The organism is Pirellulales bacterium (assembly GCA_036490175.1).
Taxonomy (GTDB): Bacteria; Planctomycetota; Planctomycetia; order Pirellulales; family JACPPG01; genus JACPPG01.
Genome location: DASXEJ010000239.1, coordinates 1 through 20,044 on the forward strand (window position 1 = coordinate 1; position 20,044 = coordinate 20,044).

A 20,044-nucleotide genomic window follows, 5' to 3' on the forward strand; every position below is an offset into this window, starting at 1 on the left:
TCGACCGCGCGACCGACTCGCCGGCGGCATTTCGCCAATGGTGTCTCAGCCTGCACCAGCTCCGGGCCGTCGAAGCCGTGGCCGTCGCCCGAGCAACTGAGCAGCCCATCGGCAAGCCGCCGCTGGGTTTCCGCTGGGCCGGTCGACGCGGCCGCCGCCGGCTTGTTCCCAATCCGGCCGAACTCGAAGTGATGCGAGAGGCCTTCGAGCTTCGTAGCCGCGGGCTGAGCCGCACAGAAGTGGCGACGTTTCTCATGTTGGCGGGCAAGCGGTGGCCACGGACACGGCGCGAATTAAGTCCGTCCCACGCCCGTCGCGCGATTGCTGCTTATGCCGCACTGCTCGAACGCGGCGTGTTGGCCCCGACGTAGGAGTCTTGAGGTCGCGGGCAGGCCGGAACGGTCAGGATCCGGAGAGCTTCTGACTGGCCAGCACGGCGTCTGTCGTCTGTTCGGCGGCAGCGACAGGAAGGTCGGTCAGCGTCAGCAGGCGGATCATTTCAGCCCGGTCGCGCCGGGCGACTGCGGCATCCCATTGGTCGAACAGGCCGGCGACGGCTAGCCGCTCGTTGATCGTCATGCCGCAATACGGGCTGCCCATCGTGTCGTAGGGATTCGGCTTCTCGTCCATGCTCGATCGCCTTCTTCAAAGCAACGGGCCCAAAATCCGCTGCGCTTTGTTGCCCCGGAGTTCCTCGCCTGTCACTTCCCGCCACGCGTCGGCAAGCTGCCGAAACTCCTCCCGCGAAAGCAGCAAATCGCCATCGACGATTCGATTGTCGGCGATCTTGAATTTGAGATCTTCCACGTAGCCGATGCCAATCTTACGCCGGCGATGGATCCTCAGCCCGAACGGCTCGCCCATGTCGTGCTTGAACTTGAACTCTTGCCAGTCGTTTACTTGAATCACAAAGGCACCTGCCGTCAAAAGCCAGCTTGATCGGAGTCACCGCGACATTGCACCCGCGCTGCGGAGCGCGAACAGCGTCGTCATCATACACCAGGTCTCGCGAATAACCCGGGCTGCACTGCCACTCGATGGCTTGCCCAGTTTGCCAATGTTTGGGAATGCAAAATTCCGACGGTGACATGACAAATGAGTATGGGGCCGAAGGGGGGCCTACCCCCGGCCCCTCGGCGTTGAGACACTCCGCCACTCACCTACGGCAGCCGACGCGCGCCGCTCCTCGGCGCTGCTCGCCGTGTGGCGCGTGATGCAACGTCGAGGCATAGGGGCCTCGTCACGCTGGGGGCTTTCGGGTCGATCGTGATTGCCGCCGGCCTGGCGTGAACCGGCGCGATGCAAGCCAGCCGCGGCAGTTTCGGCCGCGGCCAAATTTGGCAGGCGTGTCGTCAATTCGACTGGGCATGGGAGTGGCTCCGCGCGATCGAGGGTCACCCGTCGCGGGCGGGAGTGAACCGAAAAAAATCTTGGATTCTTGCTTGTGCTTTCCGCGAAACGGCTTGCGGCAAGTTCGGCCGGTCTGGCTTCGGGCGATTTTCGCGAAGGGTAGCAAGCCGCGTTGCGATCGATTTTCGATTGCCGGGCTTGGAGCAACCCACAGCGAAGGAGAAGCACGATGACCACCACGACAACGATCAGCCTTGCACAACTGCGACGTGAGTTCGATGAGCATTACCGGCTGGTGCTCGCGATCATCCACCGGCGATTGCGCCAGCTCGGGCGCTACGACGACGAGTTGGTTGGTGAAGCCCTTGGACAAGCATGGGAGCAATACCCGACGTGCCGCCAGCGTCTAGCCGATGTTGGCCATGCCATCGCATGCGTTGCGCACAGCGGCGTTGCCAGGGCCTTGCGCGGCACGCGGTTCGTCCGCCGGGAACGCGGGTACGTCGATGCGATGGACGTGCGTGGCCGGGCGGCTTTGGACCGGCTGGCGGCGCGGGGCGAAAAACCCTGCCGGCGAGCCGATCGCCGGTTCGTCGACCCGGCGGACATCGCCGCGCGGCCCGAAAACACCCCGGTCGACTCGATGGACAGGGCCGCGGTGGAAGCCATGATCGCAAGGCTTCCCCAGCAGCTCCAGGCGACGGCGCGGCTGTTGAGCTACGGCTGTCCCAAGAAGCTCATCGCCGAGCGCTGTGGCGTATCGCCAGCAACGGTATCACGTCACGTGGGGCTCATCGAACCGCTCCTGCGAGACATGCTCGACGAGCGGAAGTGCGTCGTGGTCTGAAAGCATTTTCGGCAGCGGCGGCGAAACGAAACCGAACCGACCGGCCCGGGCACGGCTGGCCCGGGCCGCTTGCATTTTTGCCCGCGTTTTTCGGCCTCCGCGTTCACAGACGCACGGTTGTGTACGCGACCGGCTCGATTCCGAGCAACGTCGCGCCGCATCGCCGATGCCGTGCGCCAGCAGCGAGCCGATGCGCGGCAGGTGCCGCCCGATGCCGCCAGCGCCGTGAAATTTTTCGGTGGCCATGCGGCGAAGTTTGTTTCGAGCGTTTTTCGCCGGGCCGGAACGCGAATCACGGCCGGCCAGGTAATTCATACCGTAAGGAGCAAGACCATGTCCCAGTTATTCGAGCAGTACCGCCCACAGTCGTGGGGCGACGTCGTCGGGCAGGCCGCGGCCATCGCCAAGATCGACACGGTCCGCCAGCGCGGCTTGGCCGGCCGGGCATGGTGGATCAGCGGCAGGAGCGGCACCGGCAAGAGCACGATCGCCAAGCTGTTGGCGCTGGAGGTGGCCGACGAGTTCGGGATTGAGGAATTCGACGCCTCAGAGCTGAATGCCGCCAGACTGCGCGAACTGCGTCGCTCGCAAGCAACCCGCGGCTGGGGCGACAAAGGCGGCCGGGCGGTGATCGTCAACGAAGCCCACGGGCTCCGCGCCGATGCGATCCGCGAGCTGCTGGTCATGCTCGAGGCGCTGCCCCGCCACGTGCTTTGGGCTTTCACGACAACGCTCGAAGGCCAGCTTGACCTACTGGGCGACCATATCGACGCCAGCCCGCTCTTGAGCCGCTGCACGCTGCTGGAGTTGAACGGCCGCGAGCTGGAGTTGAGCTTTGCCCTGCGGGTCCGTCAGATCGCCCAGGCCGAGAAGCTGGACGGCCGGCCGATCGACGTTTACGTGGCCCTGGCCAAGAAGCACAAATGCAACATGCGAGCGATGCTCAATGACGTGGAGTCGGGCGAGCTGCTGGCGCGTTGAAATTCTTGCGGCCGCTTCGGCGTAGTGCTGGTACAGCGGCGGTGCGATTCGATCCGTCAACCCAGCAGGAGCCCACGATGCCCAACGATACCCCCATGCTCGACGTGCTGTCTGGACCGCGCGGCAAGTTCAGCGTCCACCGCAAGGTGCGGTTGCTGGATAGCAAGACCGGCTTCATGTACGAGTTCGACAACGAGGGCCAGGCCCGCGAGTTCGTGATGAGCAAGCGCGACTGCAAGCCCGAACACGTGAAGTTCTGCGAGCAAATGGCCCTCGCCGAAAAGCTGGCCGACGAATTCGGCGGCAGCGAAATGTTTCCCGACGAACCGGCGTAGCATTTCGCGACGGGCGCCAGCGGTTGGCGCTCGAAAGCAAAAGCCCGACCAGTGCGCTAACACCGGCCGGGCAGCACCCACGGGAGGCTAGTCCCATGAGTAGCGTTTACGATATCGTCACCAGTCGCATTGTCCAGCAGCTTGAGCAAGGCGTGATTCCCTGGCGCCGGCCGTGGGGTGGGCCAGACGGAGCCCCGCGCAACGCCTGCACGCGGAAAGCATACCGCGGCGTCAACGTGTTTCTGCTCGGTGCCGCCAGCTACGACGCGCCCTACTGGCTCACGTATCGCCAGGCCGGCTTGTTCGGTGGCCACGTTCGCAAAGGCGAGCGCGGCTGGCCGATCGTGTTCTGGTCGATCAACGAAACGGCCGACGAGGAAACCAGGTTACCCAAGCGGCGATTTGTCCTGCGGTATTACACGGTGTTCAACGTCGAGCAGTGTGATGGCCTGCCGGCGCGTGTGACCAATCGCGACATGCCGCCAGCACTCGATTTTCGGCCGCTGGAAGTTTGCGAGCGCGTGCTGGCCGGGCTCCCGGCTGACCATGCCACGATGAAACACGTCGGCAATCAAGCGTGCTACGTGCCCAGCCTGGACGAGATTCGCATGCCGAAGCCCGATCGGTTCTGCAGCGCGGAGGATTATTATTCGGTGCTGTTTCACGAGCTGACCCACAGCACTGGGCACAAAAGCCGGCTGAACCGCGAAGGCATCGAGGCGGCCGCTCCCTTCGGCTCGCCGATCTACTCCCGCGAAGAGCTGGTTGCCGAAATGGGGGCCGCGTTCTTGTGCGGCCATTGCGGAATCGACGTGCCGACCCTGCAAGTCAACCAGGCCGCTTACGTGGCCGGCTGGCTGCATCGGCTGCGCGGCGACGCCCGGCTTGTCGTCGAGGCCGCGGCCCAGGCGCAGAAGGCCGCCGACTGGTTGCTTGGCCAATCGACGGCCGAGCAAGCCACCGAAGCGGAAACGGAAGTGGCCGCTTGCGGCTGAGTATGGCCGGGCGCGCCGCCTTCGAAGCATCGAGGGCGGCCGCCACGGGCCGGCTGTCTCGCATTTGTTCAAAGCTTCATCGAGCATTCAAGACCAAGGAGCATGACCATGAGGATCATCGGATACATCCGCGTTTCGACCGAAGAGCAATCCCGCGATGGTGTCAGCCTCCAGGCCCAGCGAGCCAAGCTGATCGCTTACGCCGATCTGTACGAACTCAAGCTGGTGCGAATCATCGAAGATGCCGGCGAATCGGCCAAGTCGCTCAAGCGGCCGGGCCTGCAAGAACTGCTGGCGCTGCTGCGGAAGGGCGAAGCCGACGGCCTGGTGATCGCCAAGCTGGACCGGCTCACGCGTTCGGTCGCCGATTGGCAGGTGCTGATCGACGGCTACTTCGGCGAGCGGTCCCGCTTCGGCAAGCAACTGTTCAGCGTGGGTGACTCGATCGACACACGCACCGCGGCGGGACGGCTAGTGCTGAACGTCCTGCTGTCGGTCGCCCAGTGGGAGCGCGAGGCCATTGGCGAGCGAACCCGCGACGCCTTGCAGCACAAGATCCGCAACCACGAGCGTTGCGGCAAGGTACGTTTCGGGTTCGACTTGGCCTACCGGATTGAAATCGTACACGGCAAGCAAAAGTCCGTCGGCATCCTGCTGCCGAACGCGGCCGAACAGGAAGCCATCAGCCACATGCTGGCGATGCGCAGGGCCGGCCGGACGCTGCGGGAAATCGCGGCCGAGTTGACGCGGCTGGGCATTCCGACCAAAGAGGGCCGGGCGCCCTGGACCCATACGGCCGTCGCCCGCATCGTCGGCCGGCCCGAGGTGGCCACCGCGGAGGTGAAACGTGCGTAACCAGCACCGCGGCCCGCGAGGTTTGGCACCTATCTCGCCCACCAGCATAGCCGGGCCGTGCACGCTCTGCAGCAGCTTGCGCAACGCCCGGGGCAACCCTGCGCAGGAGCGTCTGGCATGGGCTCGATCCGCCGGCCATGGGAACCGATGGGCCGATGCCGCCAGATTTCGCACCGCCGGCCGGGCGCTGCCGCAGGCTCGGTTCATCATGGACGACGCCACCGGAGCCAAATCGCCCGCGGGCAGGCCCGGAGAAAAAGCCGGGGGGCTGGCTCTTTTCGCGAGGCCAAAGCCCCGGATTTCGCGCATGACACGCGGCGCCTTGCAACTGGGCAAGTTTGGTTGGCCGGATCCCAACCGTCAGAAATGCCCCTGCGGCTCCCTGCGCGCCCGTTGAATCATCATCAACCAGCGTTTTCGGACACCAAGAACGCATCGGCCCAAAGTTGGAACCTTGGAACCTTGTGGAACCTTTTTTCTAGATCAACGCCCTATGCGCGCGCATGTAGTGTTTATACGGAAAAGTGGTTCCACAAGGTTCCATCCTTCCAAAACGGCGTGTGCTCTGCGTGACTCGCTTGACTCAAGCTTGTGCCTGGTTTCGGTTTGCGATGAACGGCGAATGGGCTTTGAAATGTGGAACCTTTGGCGGATTGGCCACAAATGTGGAACCTTCTCGCACACCAGCAGGAACTCCAGCAGCGGCGCGGAATTCGGCTCAAAGCCACACGGTGGCAATGGCTTGCAGTTGCGCGAGCCGGGGATTTATTGACGTTCGGGGTGCCACAGGTTTTTCCGACGCAGGTCGCGGAAAAACGCGGAACAACTCACCCGAATGAGCGGTGAGGCAACTCAGGTGAACGGCTCGGTTTCATTGCCGGCCGCCGTCGCCATGCCGATTCCAAGATACCAGGTTCCATTGCTCGACTTCCGTTCGAAGCCCCTCGCGGCCAATGCCGTTCCAAAGGCGCGTTGGCTTGCCGGGTGCTCGCCGGCTTGCTCGGCCCAGCGCTGATAGGCGCCGTACAGATCGACCGCTCGGGCCTTGTGACATTGAGCAATGATGCAGCATTCCTCAATGAAGCCGCCAACCAAATCCATTTCTTCGCGATACTCGGCGGTCGCCCGGTTAACGACGTCGGGCGCGGCAAGTCCGTTTTGCTGCCATTCAAGGCAGCCCAGCAATGCCCAGTTCAAAATGCCAGGCAACTCGGCCTCAAGCTTCGCCGGCAGTTCTTTGTCTTGCTGATCCTCGGGGATGCTGACGGTGAATGGAACGAGGCGGATGCGACGCCAAATGCCGTTGTCGGTTCCTCGAATCCGCGGCTTATGGTTGGCGGCCAGCCAAATCTTGTGCGTTGGCTTAAATTGCCAGAAGTCCTCTCGCATCCGCCGGGCGCGGATTCCGTCGCCGCCGGTCATTTCCTTCACGAGCGACTCGGCAAGCCGGTGGCCGTCCTCGGCCTCAATGCAACTGATGAACCGTTTGCCAGCCAGGTCGGCCAATTCGGTCGGGTGCGTTTCTTTCTTTGCCATCAGCAGCCCGCGCGGGGCTTTCATTCCATAGTCGGGCCCGAAGCATGACTCCACGGTGTTCAGAAACACGCTCTTGCCGTTGCCACCGGTGCCGTACAGAAAAAACAGCACGTGCTCGCGGACGTCGGCGGTCATGCTGAACCCAACAGCCCGTCGCAGGAAGCTGGCTAACTCGTCGTCGCCGTCAGTGATTCGGCGAAGGAATGCGAACCATGTCGGACAATCGGCGTTCGGATCATAGGCCACAGGGCACATGGCCGAGAAAAAATCGGCCTTACGGTGGGGCCGAAGTGTCTTAGTGCGCAGGTCGATGGTGCCGTTGGCCACATTGAACGCCCAGGGATCACGGTCCAATTCGTCTGGCACGATCGAGACGTCAGATCGGGCCAACTCGAGCATCGCCCGGATGCCGCGGGCCGAGCCGCTCGAACGAACGAACCGAAGTAGCGTTCCCTGTTGTTTCTCTCTGTCGAGCTTCGAGAATTCAACCCAAAGCTGCTGATGGGAAGCCTTGCCAAGATCTTCGATTTTGCGCCGCTCGTCGATCAGCCAGCGGCGCCCGTCCCAGATCAGCCACTTACCCCAGGGATCACACCATCGCACGTCGTCGCCATGCTGGCCAAAGAACCGCCTGGCGTTGGCGACTTCGGTTTGCCCCTCCAGCGTGTCGAGCGATGACGGTTCATCGGCCGCCCCGGCTTCCCAAGGCTTCGCGTCGGCGATCGCCCGGCGCACGAACTGCTCGCCATCTGGCTTGCGGAGCACGTCGCGTACATCGTCGCCGTTGGATTGCTTGAACTCGACCGGCAGCACTGCGATGCGAACCGATGCGGCTTGCCCTTCCAGGACGGCGCCAGTTTTCTTTGCGCCGCGCTCACCAGCTCGATCACGGTCTGGCACGATGACCACATGCACGCCTTCGAACAGGCGCGCAAACTCCGCCTTCATTGTGCTCGATGGGAGTCCCGCGGTCGGATAGCCGAGCCCAAAAAGGGCCGCCGCGTCCTTTACCCCTTCGACGATGAGCCAGGTTTGACCAGCCTGCGGTTGATCGGCCGGAAGGAACAAGCCTACCGGCTTTCCCTTGGCGCAGGTGCCCTTGGACTTTTTGTTGCTCTTGGGCAGCCCCGGCGTGATGCGAAACGTCGAGCAGCGAGTGCCGTCCGGCCCGAACATGGGGAACATCGCATCCCCGCCATCGTTGATCGCGCCGTACGCCTTAAGCGACTCGGCCGTCACACCCTTTTCGCGGGCTACTTGCTCGAGCGTTTCGCCGCAAGCTGGCGAGGCTGCCTTGCGCCCGTTGCTGTGGTGGCCGCGTGGCTCAGAAAGGCCGAGCTCCTCCAAGAGCCGCCAAGCTTCGTCTCGGTCGCCCAATACCGTTTCGGCGAGTTGGAGCGGCGAATAGGACTCCTGGCAGGCGTAGCAGTGGGCAACGCCGGCATCGCGTTCAATACGGAAGGCGTCAGAACTGTCGCATGCAATGCAGGGGGCTTTCAGATCGTGCCCCTCGCGGCCGAGGACATTGAGTCCCAACCGCTCTGCCAGGAGTTCGCCCGCCCCGGCGGTTCGAGTCGACATCAGTCACCCTCCCCGGTCGGACAGAAGCTGGCGAGCGTTGCCGGGTCATAAGCACTCGGGCTCAAGCGACCGTGTTTCGGCTCGGCTGACCCAAGGCTACCGGCGAGCAGGGCCCGTGCTTCGCGCCATCGGCGTCTCGCCGCGGTCACCAGCAACCGCGCGATGTATCGGCCAGCCCGCTCGTGCGTCCCGACCATGTAGATCGGCAGTCCCATTGCACCCCAGCCGAGCAGGCTTCCCAGCGCGGCCGCTGGCGTGATTTTGCTACGCCATTGGCCAGCTTCGATTTCCGGCCAGGTCGACTCGACAACCAGTGCCCTGACCTGGTATGCGAGCAGCCGCATGATTTCGCGGTCGAAGCGCTCGCGCTCTTGGCCAATGCAACCCAGCAAGTCGGGCAGGCTCTTGCGCTCAATGGCAATGACATGCTCGAGCCCGGCAACCGAATAATCGCCGGTGGCCAGCGTGCCCACCTCGACGCGCAGCGGCGACAGGTCGACCGGGCACTGCTCGCGAGTGTCGCTGATCGCCCTGACGGCCTCGATCGGCAACTCGGCTGGAACTGGGAACCTTGTTTTTGGCATGCTCACCACCCGGCAAAGACGTGATGGTGGGCGATGTCGAAAGCCAACGAAGAGCGCAGGGCCGGATTGATGGCCTGATAACCTACCAAATGGGCAAGTTGCCGCTTGAGAACTTCATATCGACGCCACTTATTGCGGGCGCCACGGGCAATCATTGCGCTGCCGGCGAGACCCAGCACCCGCCGTTCGATCCGACAGATTTGCTTCCACGACAGCGGCGGGTCGCCGACACAAAATTCGGTTGGCTCGTGACTTTCCAATGGCGCGGTCGCTAGAATCATTGTGTTCTCCAGGTTTTGCAGAAGGCTCCCACCTTGCCGGATCGGGAGCCTTCTGCGTTTACAGACTCAAAAAAACTCGATTACGTCGCCTCTGGGCTGTCGCCGCTTTCGTTGGACTTTGGGCGCTGGAGTCGTTGACCTGGCCATTTCGAACGCGGCCAGATCCGCCTCGTCAATCAGATACCGCGGGCGGCCGCTTCGCGTCGTGGCTGCGTTCATCGCCCGGAGCTCGCCCGAGCGAATCCACGCCAGAACCTTCGCCGGATCGATGCCGAATCGCTGGGCCACTTCGGGGGGTGTGAGTTTGCATCGGCACGGCAGAGCCGGCGCCATTGACTCGTGGCCGCGAGCGGCCGCTTTCGCAGGAGGTAGTGATAGCCCCCTACGCATTGGCCGGCTCCGGGCTAAGCCAGCCACGCTCGCGAAGCGCGTCGATCACCTTTGGCAGCATTTCGCCGGGGATGGCACGGCGCCCAGCGAACCTCTCAGGCTCTGGAAGCGTGCCGTCTTCGAAGAGTCGACGCACTCGCCAGGTTTCAATCCCGAGCGTGCTGGCGATGTCGGCAGTTGAGAAAAGCTTCTGCATTGAGACCACCCTCGTGCGTAACTAGCACCACTAAGGGAATTCTCAATGCACGTGCCGATGTTGCACACGTGGAGTCGCGATTTCGTACCACGTTTTTCACGTTCGCGGCCGCTCTCAGGCCTTAAATTCCGGGCGGAAAAATTTCGAGTTTTTTTGACGACGGCGACGAAAAGGCGACGATTTGCAATCCCTTTTGCAATACCGCTAAGGCGATTGGAGTCACCCGTCGTGCGCTAACTTCTTCTGGCGGCGACAGCGGACTTCGCGAACAATTTTGGCCGTAGCCTTCTTCGCTCGGCGCGAATATCGCTGGTTGTAGGCCTTGGCGATATGGGCGTCCTTAGCGTCCGGCAGCTCCAAAATCATTGCCCAAAGATCGTCCCACTCACGAGGGCGGCCGCCCGCTTTTGCTGGAGTCGCCATTTTCTGCAGCGCCTCGCGTACGAGGCCATCGAGCACAGCCTCACCACTTTCCAGAATGAACGCGATCAGATCCTGACTCGATTTTGGCGCCGATTTCTGAATTGGAGCCGATAGCGACTGGCCGCGACTATCCCGCTCCAGCACTCGTTCGACTTCGGAATTGATCGATTGGAGCCGGCGCTCAATTTCCTGGATACGGGCTGAACGTTGCGCCGCGAGCGCTTCGTCAAGCCAGCGCACGGCGTTTTCGAATTGCCGCATCACGGCAGATTGGCATCCCACGACATGAGCGATCAATTTCCGATCCGCTTTTTGTGTCGCGATATGGACGACTGACAAGCAAAGCCTTGCTGCTGCATCCCGAATTTGCCGGGCTACTTGCTTGCGGGCAACTGCATTCACTGCATCCACAAGCGATTCGGCGCTCGGGAGCGGCATTGAAGCCGTGGGACGGCGAAAGAAGGCCGACCACTCAGCCTGCGTTGCAGGAGGTTCTGGCGCAGGAAGTGATTTGCCCGTAGGCGTTGGTGAAGTAGCCGGTTTGCGAGACGTGGACTGCCTGCGGTGCGCGGGCATCGACATTGCTCCATTCTCGGGCGTGGACCAACTGCCGACGAAGATGGAGCGTCAACGCCGGCAGGAGGTCTTTGGGCCGGGGATCAGCCGGCCGTCCCGATGTGCATGATTATCCCGCAGCTAGCCGCAGGCGTCGAGGTGCCCGCTTGGCTGGCGCCGGCTTTTTCTTGCCGCGACCTTTCACCTTCGCGAACATCCATTTCCGCACGTGGGCTGTCACGCGCTTCAACCGCTCGTCGCTGATGCCCTCGCGATAGACGGCGCTCATGTCGTTCCCGTGCGGTGCGTGGCCCATGATGGCATCAACGGCCACTTGGTCGCGCGCTTCGCCTCCAATTGTCTCGAACGTGTGCCGCAAGGCGTAGAAGCTCAACCCAGGCCGATTAAGCCCGACCTCCTGTAGAAGCTTTGCGAATTCCTTGCTGATCGGATTGTCGCGAGTTTCTTTGGCCCACCGCAGCCCATACTTGGTCAGAAACACCAGGCGATCATCGTCCGGATCCTTTGGCATCGGGCGGCTGGCAAGCGCCTCTTTCAATGCGGTGACGGTTTCCGCCCACAGCGGCACCCGTCGCGGGATCTCTGTCTTGGGTCGGGGGTAATTGATCCAGCGGCCCTTGAGGTCAACCGCCGATACGGGCAATGTACCCAGGTCGGAATTTCCGAAGCCGGCGTTGACGCCGAGCAGGATCATCGCCTTCATGGGCTTGGTGGCCGAGCCCAGTAGGGCTTTGATGTCGGCCGCCGAGAACATCCGCGGCCCCTTCTCGTGCCGGGCCTTGCGAAGCACCTTCTTCGACGGCCGCTTGAAGTGCGGGCCGTATCGAACCGGCCGATCAATGAGGCCGGCGTCATAGCCATACTTGAACAGGACTCGCACGCGAGTAATCTCGTTCCCGAGCGCCACAGGCCCCCAGGTCTTCGCGACCGTCGATCGCAAGGCCTCGAAGTCGTCGGGTGCCAGGTCGATCACCAACCGATCACGGCCGAGCGCAGCGACGACACGCGCGCAGGTCGCGTGGTAATCGGCGAAGCTGCGCGGAGCCAACTCGCCCGATTCGACGAGCTGCTGCTTGGCCGTGAGAAATCTGTTGACCAGGCCACGAACCGTCAGGCCGCCGGTGGTGGGCCGCGGCGTTCGGCCGGCGTACAAGTCTTCGCGCTCCCGCTGATATTTTTCGATCGCGGCATCTGGATCGGACCACGGCCCGAAGTAGTGCATCTTGCCGCGGATCTTCTTGGCCCAGCGTTTCGTGGCGTGTGGAAAGAGCGGGAAGTCAGCGTACGGCTTCTCAGGCTTGTCGGTTCTGATTTTCGCGGTAGCTTGAGGCATGCGATCTGGCCCTTCATTCTGCGGCCTGGTGTCAAAGCAGGTGTCAGTATGATAGGGCCACTTGCAGACGAACGCAATAAAAGCCTATAAATTAGGCTCACGCGCCCGTAGCTCAATCGGATAGAGCAGCGGACTTCTAATCCGCAGGTTGCTGGTTCGAGTCCAGCCGGGCGTGCTGCTGAATTGTCGTGACAACTCGCGACAGGCTGTGCCAAGTAGAGCGGCGACAACCGCTTACGCTCTACTTCGGCGACCGATTGCTCATCGGCGGTTGTGCCACCGGATGCCACGTCCTGACTCGAAATGACGAGGGGTTGTGTCAAATTTCGTGTCAAATTTGCGGCCCATTTTTCGGCCGGCACGGCGGGCAGCAAAGCAAGCGCATCCGTCGCGTCGTTGCCGACCAAATGGCTGTAGCAATCCATAGTTAGCGTGATCGTTGAATGTCGGGCCAAGACCTGCGCAACCTTCACCGGCACATCGGCTCGGGCCATATTGGAAACGAATTGGTGCCGGAGTGCATGAAAGTCAAAGTGTTTCCCAGCGTCAACGTAGGGGATTTGGGCGGCCTTTAGATCGGGCCGAAGCATTGCCGCAGCGTCCTCCGACCAAGAACCGGGCCAGAGTTTGCCCGACTTACCCGGCAGCCATGCCCTGAGTAGGTGCATCAGAACGGCCGGCAACGGTTGTGAGTCTTCGCGCCGCCGCTTGGAGTGCGAAGCTTCCACCCGCACCACGCCAGTCGCTAGGTCGAACGATTCAGCCGTCAGACTGGCCAACTCCCCGCAGCGCAAGCCGGTATAGCCGGCCGTGAAGTATAAGACGGCACGATCTTCCCCCGTCATGCCCCGATACGGCTGCCCCAGCAGCGTGGCCTCGATCAGCTTGATGAAGTCTGCGCTGTCGATCGCTCGCCGTTCTCGGCCTTTGTCAGTTTCGGTATTTAAGGGCGCGAATCGCGCTAACGGGTTGTTTTCAGCTCGCCGCTCGTCAACGAGCCAAGTGAGAAAGCTTTTGAAGTCTCGGCCGTAATAATTGCTGGTTTTCAGGCCGAAGTTTTTGGCTTCCCGCTGAGCAGCGAGCCAAATTTCCAGCGTGGCAAGGCTCACATCCCGAAGCCGCTCAAAGCCGCAGCCTTGAATCATCAGCGTGATCCGCCTTTCGGTTTGTTTAACGTGCTTCGCGCAATCGTTCTGCGCTTGCAAATGGCTCTTATACGCTTGCAGGTGGTCAACCAAAGGGGTCTTGCGATGCTTCAGATGCTCCCCATCGCTGCCTACTTCCAGCTTGCGCGCAAGTTCCCATGATTTGCCTTTGTCGGAAAAGCCCGGAACTCGGCGAGTCTTGCCGTCGCCGTCAACGAACTGAATCGTATATCGCTTCGCTGTAATGCGGCGGCCGTTGACAGTACGCTTTCGACGAAAAACGCTGGCCATTAGTGGTGTCCTTTCATTGGTGCTAAATCAATCATGGCCTCGATTTCGGACCGCCGCCACTTCGTTTGGCCGCCGATCTTAATAGGCGCCGGCAGTTCGCCGGCCGAAAGCATCCGCCACACGGTCCGACTTGCGATACCAAGTCGCTGACTAAGTTCCTTGACCGACAACATCGCCGCCGGCTCGGAAGTACGCTCCCGGGTCCATTCCAACAGCCGCCCGACGATTGCCAAGCCGTCGTCCGGCTTGAAGGTGGGAGGCAGCGAGGAAACCAAATGGCCTGCGCCGAATCGGGAGGCATGCCGGCTGGCCTGCTCGATTATTTGGGCGACGGCCAACCGGTCGAAAAAGTCGGGATCGACGTATCGGCAGAAAAATTCAATCTCGTCGCAGGCTTCTTCAAGCCAGCGGCCAAATTGCGGAAGACTTCCGGGCTCGCGCTTCATTCTGCATGTCTCTTTATGTTAGACTCAAAATATGATGGATGAACGCGAAGAACAGTTCATCGTCGGCATCGCCGCCGGCCTTGATCCGCTGACCGCATTGGCGGCGCTGCCGAACGCGCCGACCGTCGCGGCACCACAGAGCGGATGGCGGCCGCTTGGCATCGTGATCGCGGCAGTCGCCGCTTGGTTCCTGCTGCGGTGAATGTGGAGGCGCTCGCTAACTCAATTCGGTCGCGCTGACGGGGCTTCGCGGTCCCGATGCACTAGGCGGATAAATGACGGCCTCGAAGGCTGGAACGGCCCTTGGGCCGTCTCCAGCCCGCCGAAGCCGCCCGTCGTGGCTGGACTACGCGCCCGACAGGGCTTGTGGGCGAACTTTTGACAGGTGCATCCCCCGTGTTCGCCGGCTCTCGGATGACATTCGCCTTTTGCGGCGCGGTTTGATAATTTCTGCAACAGCTTGGAAGTCGGCCAAATCAAAGACGACCGTCGCGCCATCATCACCGTCGTGCATAATTTCGCAGCGTGGCAAACGCAAAAGCGCGGCAGCCACACGGCCGGCCCCATGCGTGCTCGCCAAGAGCCTGCATCCGCCCCACGGACCGATAGCGCCGTAACGGCAGTCGATTAGGTCGAGCCACGGGTCAGCCACGCGGGCTCTAGGCCCGTACTCGGCAGTGTAGGCAGGGTCGCGGACAATCTTGTAGGTGCGGCCGAAGAGGGCGCGCACGTCGACACAGTTGGAAGTCATTGGAGTCCTCTCGGTTGGCCGCAAGTATTTGCGGGCCGGAACGGTAGTTCGTTAAAAAGGTGACATCACGCCGAATGTCGAAATGTCACTGGGAACTGATCAGATTTGACCGGCTAGAAAGCTTAGTTAGGCGGCCAATCGCTTTATGATCCAATAGCGGCTATCTTTTTTGACTAAGACGCCAACCGCCGCTAGCTCCGTTGCCAGGCTTTTGAGCTTGCATCCGAGCGCGACGGGATTGGGCACTTCAGCGATGCCGATCTCCATCAAACGCTCCCTGATGTCCTCCGCTTTTAGACGCACACCTTCATTTGCCAGCTTGCGAATGCCCTCTGCCAAAGGACTGCTCAAGGCGTCTTCAGCCGCTTGCTGCCGGTTCGCACGTAGAGCGTTGGCAATTGCGCCAGACGGTAGCCCCGTTGTCGGCTCAGCGGCCAGCACCCATCGAGTCATGTCAGCGAGCCGGTTACCCGGCAGTGGCTTGGTCTGCTCGAAATTGTTCAGCGCGCACACGACGGAATCGAGTAAGGCTCCCATAACGCGTGGCCGCATCGCCATGTACCGTTCCTGCAACGCCGCTTCGCCAACGACTTTATCGGGCTCCAACATTTCCAGATCGAGAAACAGTGACCTAGACCGCAGGTCTTCCGCCGTCACGACATCATTGATGCACGTGATAATCACCGGCTGCTGGGCGGTCATCTTCGCGATGCCCGAATTGGTATAAAGCTTTCTCGCAACTGTTGCGCCTCCGGTCGAAAGCCGGCACAACGCCTCGCTCAATGAATCGGGCACTTTACTGAGGTTATCAAATGCCAGCACCCACGAATTGATTGCGAACACCATCAAGTCCTCTGGCGTCCTTGGTGGAGCAAAAAGCTCTTCTCTTCCCCGCTTCGGATCGAATGTCGAGTCAACAATGCCCTGAAGTAGGCGAGCGAGCGTTGACTTCGCAGCCCCGGCTTGGCCATTTAGAATCAGTAGCGGAAACGGGCCGACCGGATTTAAGCACGCCAGTAGGAATACGACGACAACAGGCCAGTCCGCATCCGAGATATTTAACAGCGGTCGAAGTTCTGCGAGGCTACCGCCTCGCTCCGGCTCTGGCATCGGCGAAACGTTCGGCGAGCGATGGAACAAGATGGGGCATTCCATCGTGACGGACCATCCTTCCGTTGTAATTTTGATAACTCGCAGGGTGTCGTCACCGAGATCGAAATAAAGTCCGCCCTCATAATGGCCAACGCGAGTAAATACCGGCCTGCATGGTCCTTCGAGACATAATGCTTCGACCAATCGCATTGCGTCTTTGATCCACGCGCCCTTTGCGATTAGGCAAGTCTGGTCGTAAAGCCGCTTCGCAAGTACAGCTTCATATTCTTTGTCGGGAAGTATAAATGTGCGACGCCTCTCGTTCCGATCCATTACGATTACGGGAATTCGCTCCGATGTGTGGCATAACCCATCACTACTGGCAATGGCCAGCAGCAACTCTTCCGGCTTGGGAGCTTTTTTCTTGCCTTTGTGCTTTTTCGCTGTCGCCACTTTACTTGTTCTCCATTGGTCTATTCATTTGAATACTTGAGACTCGATATGAGAAAATCAATTGGTGGCCGAATGCGAGCCGTCGCAAAGCCTTGAGCGTTTGCGTACCAACATTCGCATTCGGCGCTTGGCGTGATATTGAAGCGGCTCACAGTCCAGCCGCCATCGTCAACTGGGAAAGCGAATGCATTCGGCTTGGTCGGATATCGACCAGCGGAGCGGCTTCGGTATTTACCCGGCCGACCATGCTCCGCGTACAACGCTTCAAAGCCCTTTGAGTGACACAGCAATCGGCCATCCGAGTAGTCGGCAATGAATCCTGCTTCTCGCATTTTGCGAATGTCTGCCAGATGTTGCTCGTTGAGTTCCGCAGCCGGCGGATCGCTAGAGGCTGATTGTCGCTTCCCTTTATTCTGTTGGCCGGTTGCAATCAGTCCGGCGTCGATCTCCGGTGTCAGGCAGGTTGGCTCCACGATGATCTCAAAAGCATTCGGTGCGACCTTCGGTGCCCACACGTAGCCGACGACTCCCGCGCAGTCGAGGCAGTCGCGGAAGTTGAACGCGGCTTCTTCGCACATTCGGTCGACGATTGTTGCTGCGTTGTGCTGGTGCTCGGTGCCGGATTCGGCCGGAAGCGGCCTGGACAATGAGACGACCACGTGGAAGCCACGGCCGCCCTTGCTTCGCCGCACCCAACACCAGCCAAGTCGGCGGGCCGCATCGATTACGCGAGCGAGCACTTCTTCAAGATGCCCGGCAGCGTGATCTTTAGCGTCGAAGTCCAAAATAATGAAAAGCGTTTGCTTGGTTTGCCAGTGCCAGCCGGTGACACCGACGAGACCAAGTCGCTTCCGCAATTGATTGACGGTAACCAACTCGCCGCCAAACACAGGCTCGCCTGAATTTCGACCAATCGGGATTCGCCTGGGCCGATCATCAAGCCAGAATTGAAACTCTAATCCTGGTTTGATTAGACGTGTGGTTATTGGGTCGAGACCTTCGCTCACCAGGAAGGCGACCATAGCATCGGCCAGCGACGCGGGCGTGTCTTCGGACAACAAAGTCATCATCGCGAATACTCCATTTCAGGCTCCGCTTGGTAAAAGAAGGGAATCGTCGGGCAGGCAGCAGGGCCAAAGGCCGCCCGGCTTGGCCCGCGGCTTGACGGCAAGCAGTGAGACTAGCGCAACGTTTGTGGCCTTCGATGAACCAAACGCGACTTCACTCAATAGGGAACGTCGCGGAAAGCTGTTCGAGCCGGTGAGCTAATCGACGTGAACCACCGGGTGCGGGACACCGATAGTTGGATCGCGGCGGCCGAACTTGCGGAGTTGATCGTCAAAACGCAGGCCTGGCAGGGAAAAATGGACAACCCTGCCGGTCACAAGTCCTGACGCATGAAGCGGATCGGCCGGCGCGTGCGGGCTTGCAGGGTTTGGCCGGTCGCGAGTTTTTTCCTTACCTGACAACCACGCATTTTCAATTATTAATTCAACAGAAGAAGTAACAAAAGCCTGCAACCCAGCACCGGTGGAGACAAACTCGTATCGTATCAGGGGCTGCGCCTTGCAAGGCTGCTCCATCAGGCGGCCTATCCTGTCAGGCTTACACAATCTCCCCCACGCGCGGTTACAGAGATCACGATGGGATTAGGTTTATAGCCCCTGACTGCCCGGCAGCCGCGATCCGAGACGCCATCACCAATTGCCCCAGCGACCGTTTGGCGTAAGCCGTCTACTAGCCCCACGCAGCACTCAAAAGGCATGCTGCCGGCTAACCGTGGCCACCAGGGCCGTGCCGACAGTGGGGTGGGGGGCGACCGACTTCGGGTTGTGCCAATGAGTTCACAGGGTCCCTATCAAATGCTATGCCTTTTTCGCCGCGGTCGTTTCGATATTATCTACCTCTCGGGGCGTAAATGCTTCCGACGATGCTAGCACACGTGGGGTATTCAATACGACTGGCCAAACCGCTTTTCGACGCGATGTGGAACCGTAAGGGGCAAATGAATCACGGCGCGTGAAGCAACTCTCCGGGCCGCACGATCGCACGTAACGGCTCATTTCGCCACGGTCAGTTGCCAAGCGCATAACAGTCCGCTTGACCAACATCAAGCGGAATGTTATATTTGGATAGTGCGGGCAACCTGGAGAAACAGAGATGAAAATTGTCGCGTACTATCGCGTAAGCACGAAGCGCCAGGGACAGAGTAGCCTTGGCCTGGAGGCTCAGCAGTCGGCCGTCCAAGCGTTCGCCAAGGCCAACGGTGGGAAGATCGTTGCGGAATTCACAGAGATTGAGACGGGCAAGCGTTCCGATCGCCCAAAGCTGAGCGAAGCCATCGCCCGCACGCGAGGCGTTCGCGGCACGCTGGTTATCGCCAAGCTCGACCGGTTAGCTCGCAATGTGGCCTTTGTGTCGGCCCTCATGGAAGCCGGCTGCGAGTTCGTCGCCTGCGACAATGCCCATGCCACGCGACTGACCGTTCACATTCTTGCAGCCGTGGCGGAAGACGAAGCCCGGCGGATCAGCGAACGCACTACAGCCGCTCTCAACGCCGCCAAACGCCGTGGCACGAAGCTCGGCACAAATCGGCCAGGCCATCGAATAGACTGGCGCAAAGGCCAACGGCACGGGCTTGCGAAGGCCATTCAAGCCGCAGCGGCAAGCAGGCAGCAAGCCAGGTCAGACTGTTACGGCTTCATCGCCGATGACATTCAGGCGATGCGGGCTGCTGGGCTGTCGTTTGCGGCCGTCGCCGAAACGCTCAACGCTGCCGGCCATGTCACCACCGGCGGCAAAGCATTCGCCGCTATGACCGTTTTGCGGATCGTCGATCAGCTTGCGACTGCGTAAGCGACGGCTAAAGTAATGGGTACGGGCGGCCGGGGTGGGGTCGCTCATGCCGGCCTGCCCGGGCATTGAGGTCGCGCCCCTTGTGCAGCCCTCCGCGCGCTGATTGGCTGCGAAACAGTCCGATTGACGCGGCAATGGAGCGACGCCAGCACAGGGGCTGCTAGCAAGAGACCGACCGGCCCACGATCTTGACCGCGACTCTCAACTGCGGAATCATGGATGCTTGACTAGCCAAGGAAGGCCAAAATGGGCGCACCGCAGGGACTCGCGGCGTGGTTGACCGCGCACGAGCACAAAGACCCCGTTTATGGATGGGTCTATCGCTATCACTCGCGAAGCGATGCGCATTCGATTGCGCTCTGTACATTGATTCTTGAAGACTTACTTGCCGCTTGTCCCACATTGCGGGAACAGGCTCTTGCTGACAAGGTCGTCTACGGCATCAATTCCAAGCATACGTTTCCGAACGGGAAGAAAAAGACGCTCGACTTGGCCATCGGCACCACTCGGGCCATTAAGCATCCGACGCGCTTTGCCGAAATAATATATCCCGGCGAGATTGATCGGGTTTTTATTTCGTGCGAAGCGAAAACCGTAATGACAGAGCACGGAAAGTCGCAACCACGAGTTTTCGACGAACTCGGCTCATCGCATGAGATTGTTCATCAAGGCGACCGAGAGGCGATCGCGGCTGGCACCAATGCGCGAAAGCACTGCTTCCAAACCTTTCCAAGTTCTTTCAAGAAG

21 protein-coding genes and 1 tRNA gene are annotated in these 20,044 nt (G+C 60.8%); 10 read left to right on the forward strand and 12 right to left on the reverse strand.

Features of this window, described 5'->3' with window-relative positions:
* A partial coding sequence (locus VGG64_17805; protein HEY1601461.1) for a hypothetical protein occupies positions 1-371 on the forward strand: 371 nt, incomplete at its 5' end.
* 31 nt (positions 372-402) lie between these two features.
* Here the strand turns inward: VGG64_17805 and VGG64_17810 are convergent.
* The gene (locus tag VGG64_17810; GenBank protein ID HEY1601462.1) at positions 403-630 is read right to left on the reverse strand and encodes a hypothetical protein; all 228 of its coding nucleotides are present in this window, start codon (positions 628-630) and stop codon (positions 403-405) included.
* A 15-nt stretch (positions 631-645) separates the two neighbouring features.
* On the reverse strand, positions 646-909 hold the full coding sequence (locus VGG64_17815) for a hypothetical protein (protein HEY1601463.1): 264 nt from the start codon (positions 907-909) through the stop codon (positions 646-648).
* Positions 910-1,579: 670 nt separating this feature from the next.
* Between VGG64_17815 and VGG64_17820 the strand changes: the two genes are divergently transcribed.
* From VGG64_17820 to VGG64_17840, 5 genes are all read left to right on the forward strand, one after another.
* The gene (locus VGG64_17820; protein ID HEY1601464.1) at positions 1,580-2,197 is read left to right on the forward strand and encodes a hypothetical protein; all 618 of its coding nucleotides are present in this window, start codon (positions 1,580-1,582) and stop codon (positions 2,195-2,197) included.
* Positions 2,198-2,530: 333 nt separating this feature from the next.
* Positions 2,531-3,178, forward strand: a complete 648-nt coding sequence (locus tag VGG64_17825) for a hypothetical protein (protein HEY1601465.1) — start codon at positions 2,531-2,533, stop codon at positions 3,176-3,178.
* A 77-nt stretch (positions 3,179-3,255) separates the two neighbouring features.
* Positions 3,256-3,513: a hypothetical protein gene (locus VGG64_17830; protein HEY1601466.1), complete on the forward strand. Its 258-nt coding sequence runs from the start codon at positions 3,256-3,258 to the stop codon at positions 3,511-3,513.
* A gap of 95 nt (positions 3,514-3,608) precedes the next feature.
* Entirely contained in the window at positions 3,609-4,508 is a 900-nt protein-coding gene (locus VGG64_17835) for a zincin-like metallopeptidase domain-containing protein (GenBank protein HEY1601467.1), read from the forward strand.
* A 108-nt stretch (positions 4,509-4,616) separates the two neighbouring features.
* Positions 4,617-5,363 (forward strand): recombinase family protein, encoded by a 747-nt coding sequence (locus VGG64_17840; protein ID HEY1601468.1) that lies wholly within the window; start codon positions 4,617-4,619, stop codon positions 5,361-5,363.
* Positions 5,364-6,215: 852 nt separating this feature from the next.
* Here VGG64_17840 and VGG64_17845 read toward each other — a convergent pair.
* The 6 genes from VGG64_17845 to VGG64_17870 all read right to left on the reverse strand — a co-directional run bounded on the left by VGG64_17845 (position 6,216) and on the right by VGG64_17870 (position 12,263).
* Positions 6,216-8,480: a phage/plasmid primase, P4 family gene (locus VGG64_17845; protein ID HEY1601469.1), complete on the reverse strand. Its 2,265-nt coding sequence runs from the start codon at positions 8,478-8,480 to the stop codon at positions 6,216-6,218.
* A complete protein-coding gene (locus tag VGG64_17850; GenBank protein HEY1601470.1) occupies positions 8,480-9,064 on the reverse strand; it encodes an ERCC4 domain-containing protein in 585 nt (194 codons plus the stop codon). Before VGG64_17850 ends, VGG64_17845 begins: the two co-directional genes overlap by 1 nt.
* Positions 9,065-9,066: 2 nt before the next feature.
* Positions 9,067-9,345 (reverse strand): hypothetical protein, encoded by a 279-nt coding sequence (locus VGG64_17855; protein HEY1601471.1) that lies wholly within the window; start codon positions 9,343-9,345, stop codon positions 9,067-9,069.
* A 382-nt stretch (positions 9,346-9,727) separates the two neighbouring features.
* Entirely contained in the window at positions 9,728-9,931 is a 204-nt protein-coding gene (locus VGG64_17860) for a hypothetical protein (GenBank protein HEY1601472.1), read from the reverse strand.
* 219 nt (positions 9,932-10,150) lie between these two features.
* Positions 10,151-10,651 carry a hypothetical protein gene (locus tag VGG64_17865; GenBank protein ID HEY1601473.1) on the reverse strand — a complete coding sequence of 167 codons (501 nt, stop codon included), beginning with the start codon at positions 10,649-10,651 and terminating at the stop codon, positions 10,151-10,153.
* Between the two features lie 388 nt (positions 10,652-11,039).
* Positions 11,040-12,263, reverse strand: a complete 1,224-nt coding sequence (locus VGG64_17870; protein HEY1601474.1) for a tyrosine-type recombinase/integrase — start codon at positions 12,261-12,263, stop codon at positions 11,040-11,042.
* A 101-nt stretch (positions 12,264-12,364) separates the two neighbouring features.
* On the opposite strand from VGG64_17870, the gene VGG64_17875 reads away from it, so the two are divergent.
* Positions 12,365-12,438: transfer RNA gene (locus tag VGG64_17875), tRNA-Arg, on the forward strand.
* 1,260 nt (positions 12,439-13,698) lie between these two features.
* On the opposite strand, the gene VGG64_17880 is transcribed toward VGG64_17875, so the two are convergent.
* On the reverse strand, positions 13,699-14,145 hold the full coding sequence (locus VGG64_17880; protein ID HEY1601475.1) for a helix-turn-helix domain-containing protein: 447 nt from the start codon (positions 14,143-14,145) through the stop codon (positions 13,699-13,701).
* Positions 14,146-14,179: 34 nt separating this feature from the next.
* Between VGG64_17880 and VGG64_17885 the strand changes: the two genes are divergently transcribed.
* The gene (locus VGG64_17885; protein HEY1601476.1) at positions 14,180-14,347 is read left to right on the forward strand and encodes a hypothetical protein; all 168 of its coding nucleotides are present in this window, start codon (positions 14,180-14,182) and stop codon (positions 14,345-14,347) included.
* A gap of 675 nt (positions 14,348-15,022) precedes the next feature.
* Here VGG64_17885 and VGG64_17890 read toward each other — a convergent pair.
* The 3 genes from VGG64_17890 to VGG64_17900 form a co-directional block, all read right to left on the reverse strand.
* On the reverse strand, positions 15,023-16,441 hold the full coding sequence (locus VGG64_17890) for a hypothetical protein (protein HEY1601477.1): 1,419 nt from the start codon (positions 16,439-16,441) through the stop codon (positions 15,023-15,025).
* Positions 16,442-16,461: 20 nt separating this feature from the next.
* On the reverse strand, positions 16,462-17,511 hold the full coding sequence (locus VGG64_17895) for a hypothetical protein (protein ID HEY1601478.1): 1,050 nt from the start codon (positions 17,509-17,511) through the stop codon (positions 16,462-16,464).
* A gap of 195 nt (positions 17,512-17,706) precedes the next feature.
* Positions 17,707-18,024, reverse strand: a complete 318-nt coding sequence (locus VGG64_17900) for a hypothetical protein (protein ID HEY1601479.1) — start codon at positions 18,022-18,024, stop codon at positions 17,707-17,709.
* Between the two features lie 577 nt (positions 18,025-18,601).
* Between VGG64_17900 and VGG64_17905 the strand changes: the two genes are divergently transcribed.
* Both VGG64_17905 and VGG64_17910 read left to right on the forward strand, forming a co-directional pair.
* A complete protein-coding gene (locus VGG64_17905; GenBank protein HEY1601480.1) occupies positions 18,602-19,297 on the forward strand; it encodes a recombinase family protein in 696 nt (231 codons plus the stop codon).
* A 366-nt stretch (positions 19,298-19,663) separates the two neighbouring features.
* Positions 19,664-20,044: hypothetical protein (locus tag VGG64_17910; protein HEY1601481.1), on the forward strand; the 381-nt coding region annotated here is incomplete at its 3' end.

Bases quoted from the DNA above. Each gene is read 5' to 3' on its own strand.
- VGG64_17900 (HEY1601479.1), bottom strand. From the start codon at position 18,024: ATGGAGCAGCCTTGCAAGGCGCAGCCCCTGATACGATACGAGTTTGTC.
- VGG64_17850 (HEY1601470.1), bottom strand. From the start codon at position 9,064: ATGCCAAAAACAAGGTTCCCAGTTCCAGCCGAGTTGCCGATCGAGGCC.
- VGG64_17870 (HEY1601474.1), bottom strand. From the start codon at position 12,263: ATGCCTCAAGCTACCGCGAAAATCAGAACCGACAAGCCTGAGAAGCCG.
- VGG64_17860 (HEY1601472.1), bottom strand. From the start codon at position 9,931: ATGCAGAAGCTTTTCTCAACTGCCGACATCGCCAGCACGCTCGGGATT.
- VGG64_17895 (HEY1601478.1), bottom strand. From the start codon at position 17,511: ATGATGACTTTGTTGTCCGAAGACACGCCCGCGTCGCTGGCCGATGCT.
- VGG64_17885 (HEY1601476.1), top strand. From the start codon at position 14,180: ATGGATGAACGCGAAGAACAGTTCATCGTCGGCATCGCCGCCGGCCTT.
- VGG64_17820 (HEY1601464.1), top strand. From the start codon at position 1,580: ATGACCACCACGACAACGATCAGCCTTGCACAACTGCGACGTGAGTTC.
- VGG64_17845 (HEY1601469.1), bottom strand. From the start codon at position 8,480: ATGTCGACTCGAACCGCCGGGGCGGGCGAACTCCTGGCAGAGCGGTTG.
- VGG64_17880 (HEY1601475.1), bottom strand. From the start codon at position 14,145: ATGAAGCGCGAGCCCGGAAGTCTTCCGCAATTTGGCCGCTGGCTTGAA.
- VGG64_17825 (HEY1601465.1), top strand. From the start codon at position 2,531: ATGTCCCAGTTATTCGAGCAGTACCGCCCACAGTCGTGGGGCGACGTC.
- VGG64_17905 (HEY1601480.1), top strand. From the start codon at position 18,602: ATGAAAATTGTCGCGTACTATCGCGTAAGCACGAAGCGCCAGGGACAG.
- VGG64_17810 (HEY1601462.1), bottom strand. From the start codon at position 630: ATGGACGAGAAGCCGAATCCCTACGACACGATGGGCAGCCCGTATTGC.
- VGG64_17855 (HEY1601471.1), bottom strand. From the start codon at position 9,345: ATGATTCTAGCGACCGCGCCATTGGAAAGTCACGAGCCAACCGAATTT.
- VGG64_17830 (HEY1601466.1), top strand. From the start codon at position 3,256: ATGCCCAACGATACCCCCATGCTCGACGTGCTGTCTGGACCGCGCGGC.
- VGG64_17835 (HEY1601467.1), top strand. From the start codon at position 3,609: ATGAGTAGCGTTTACGATATCGTCACCAGTCGCATTGTCCAGCAGCTT.
- VGG64_17840 (HEY1601468.1), top strand. From the start codon at position 4,617: ATGAGGATCATCGGATACATCCGCGTTTCGACCGAAGAGCAATCCCGC.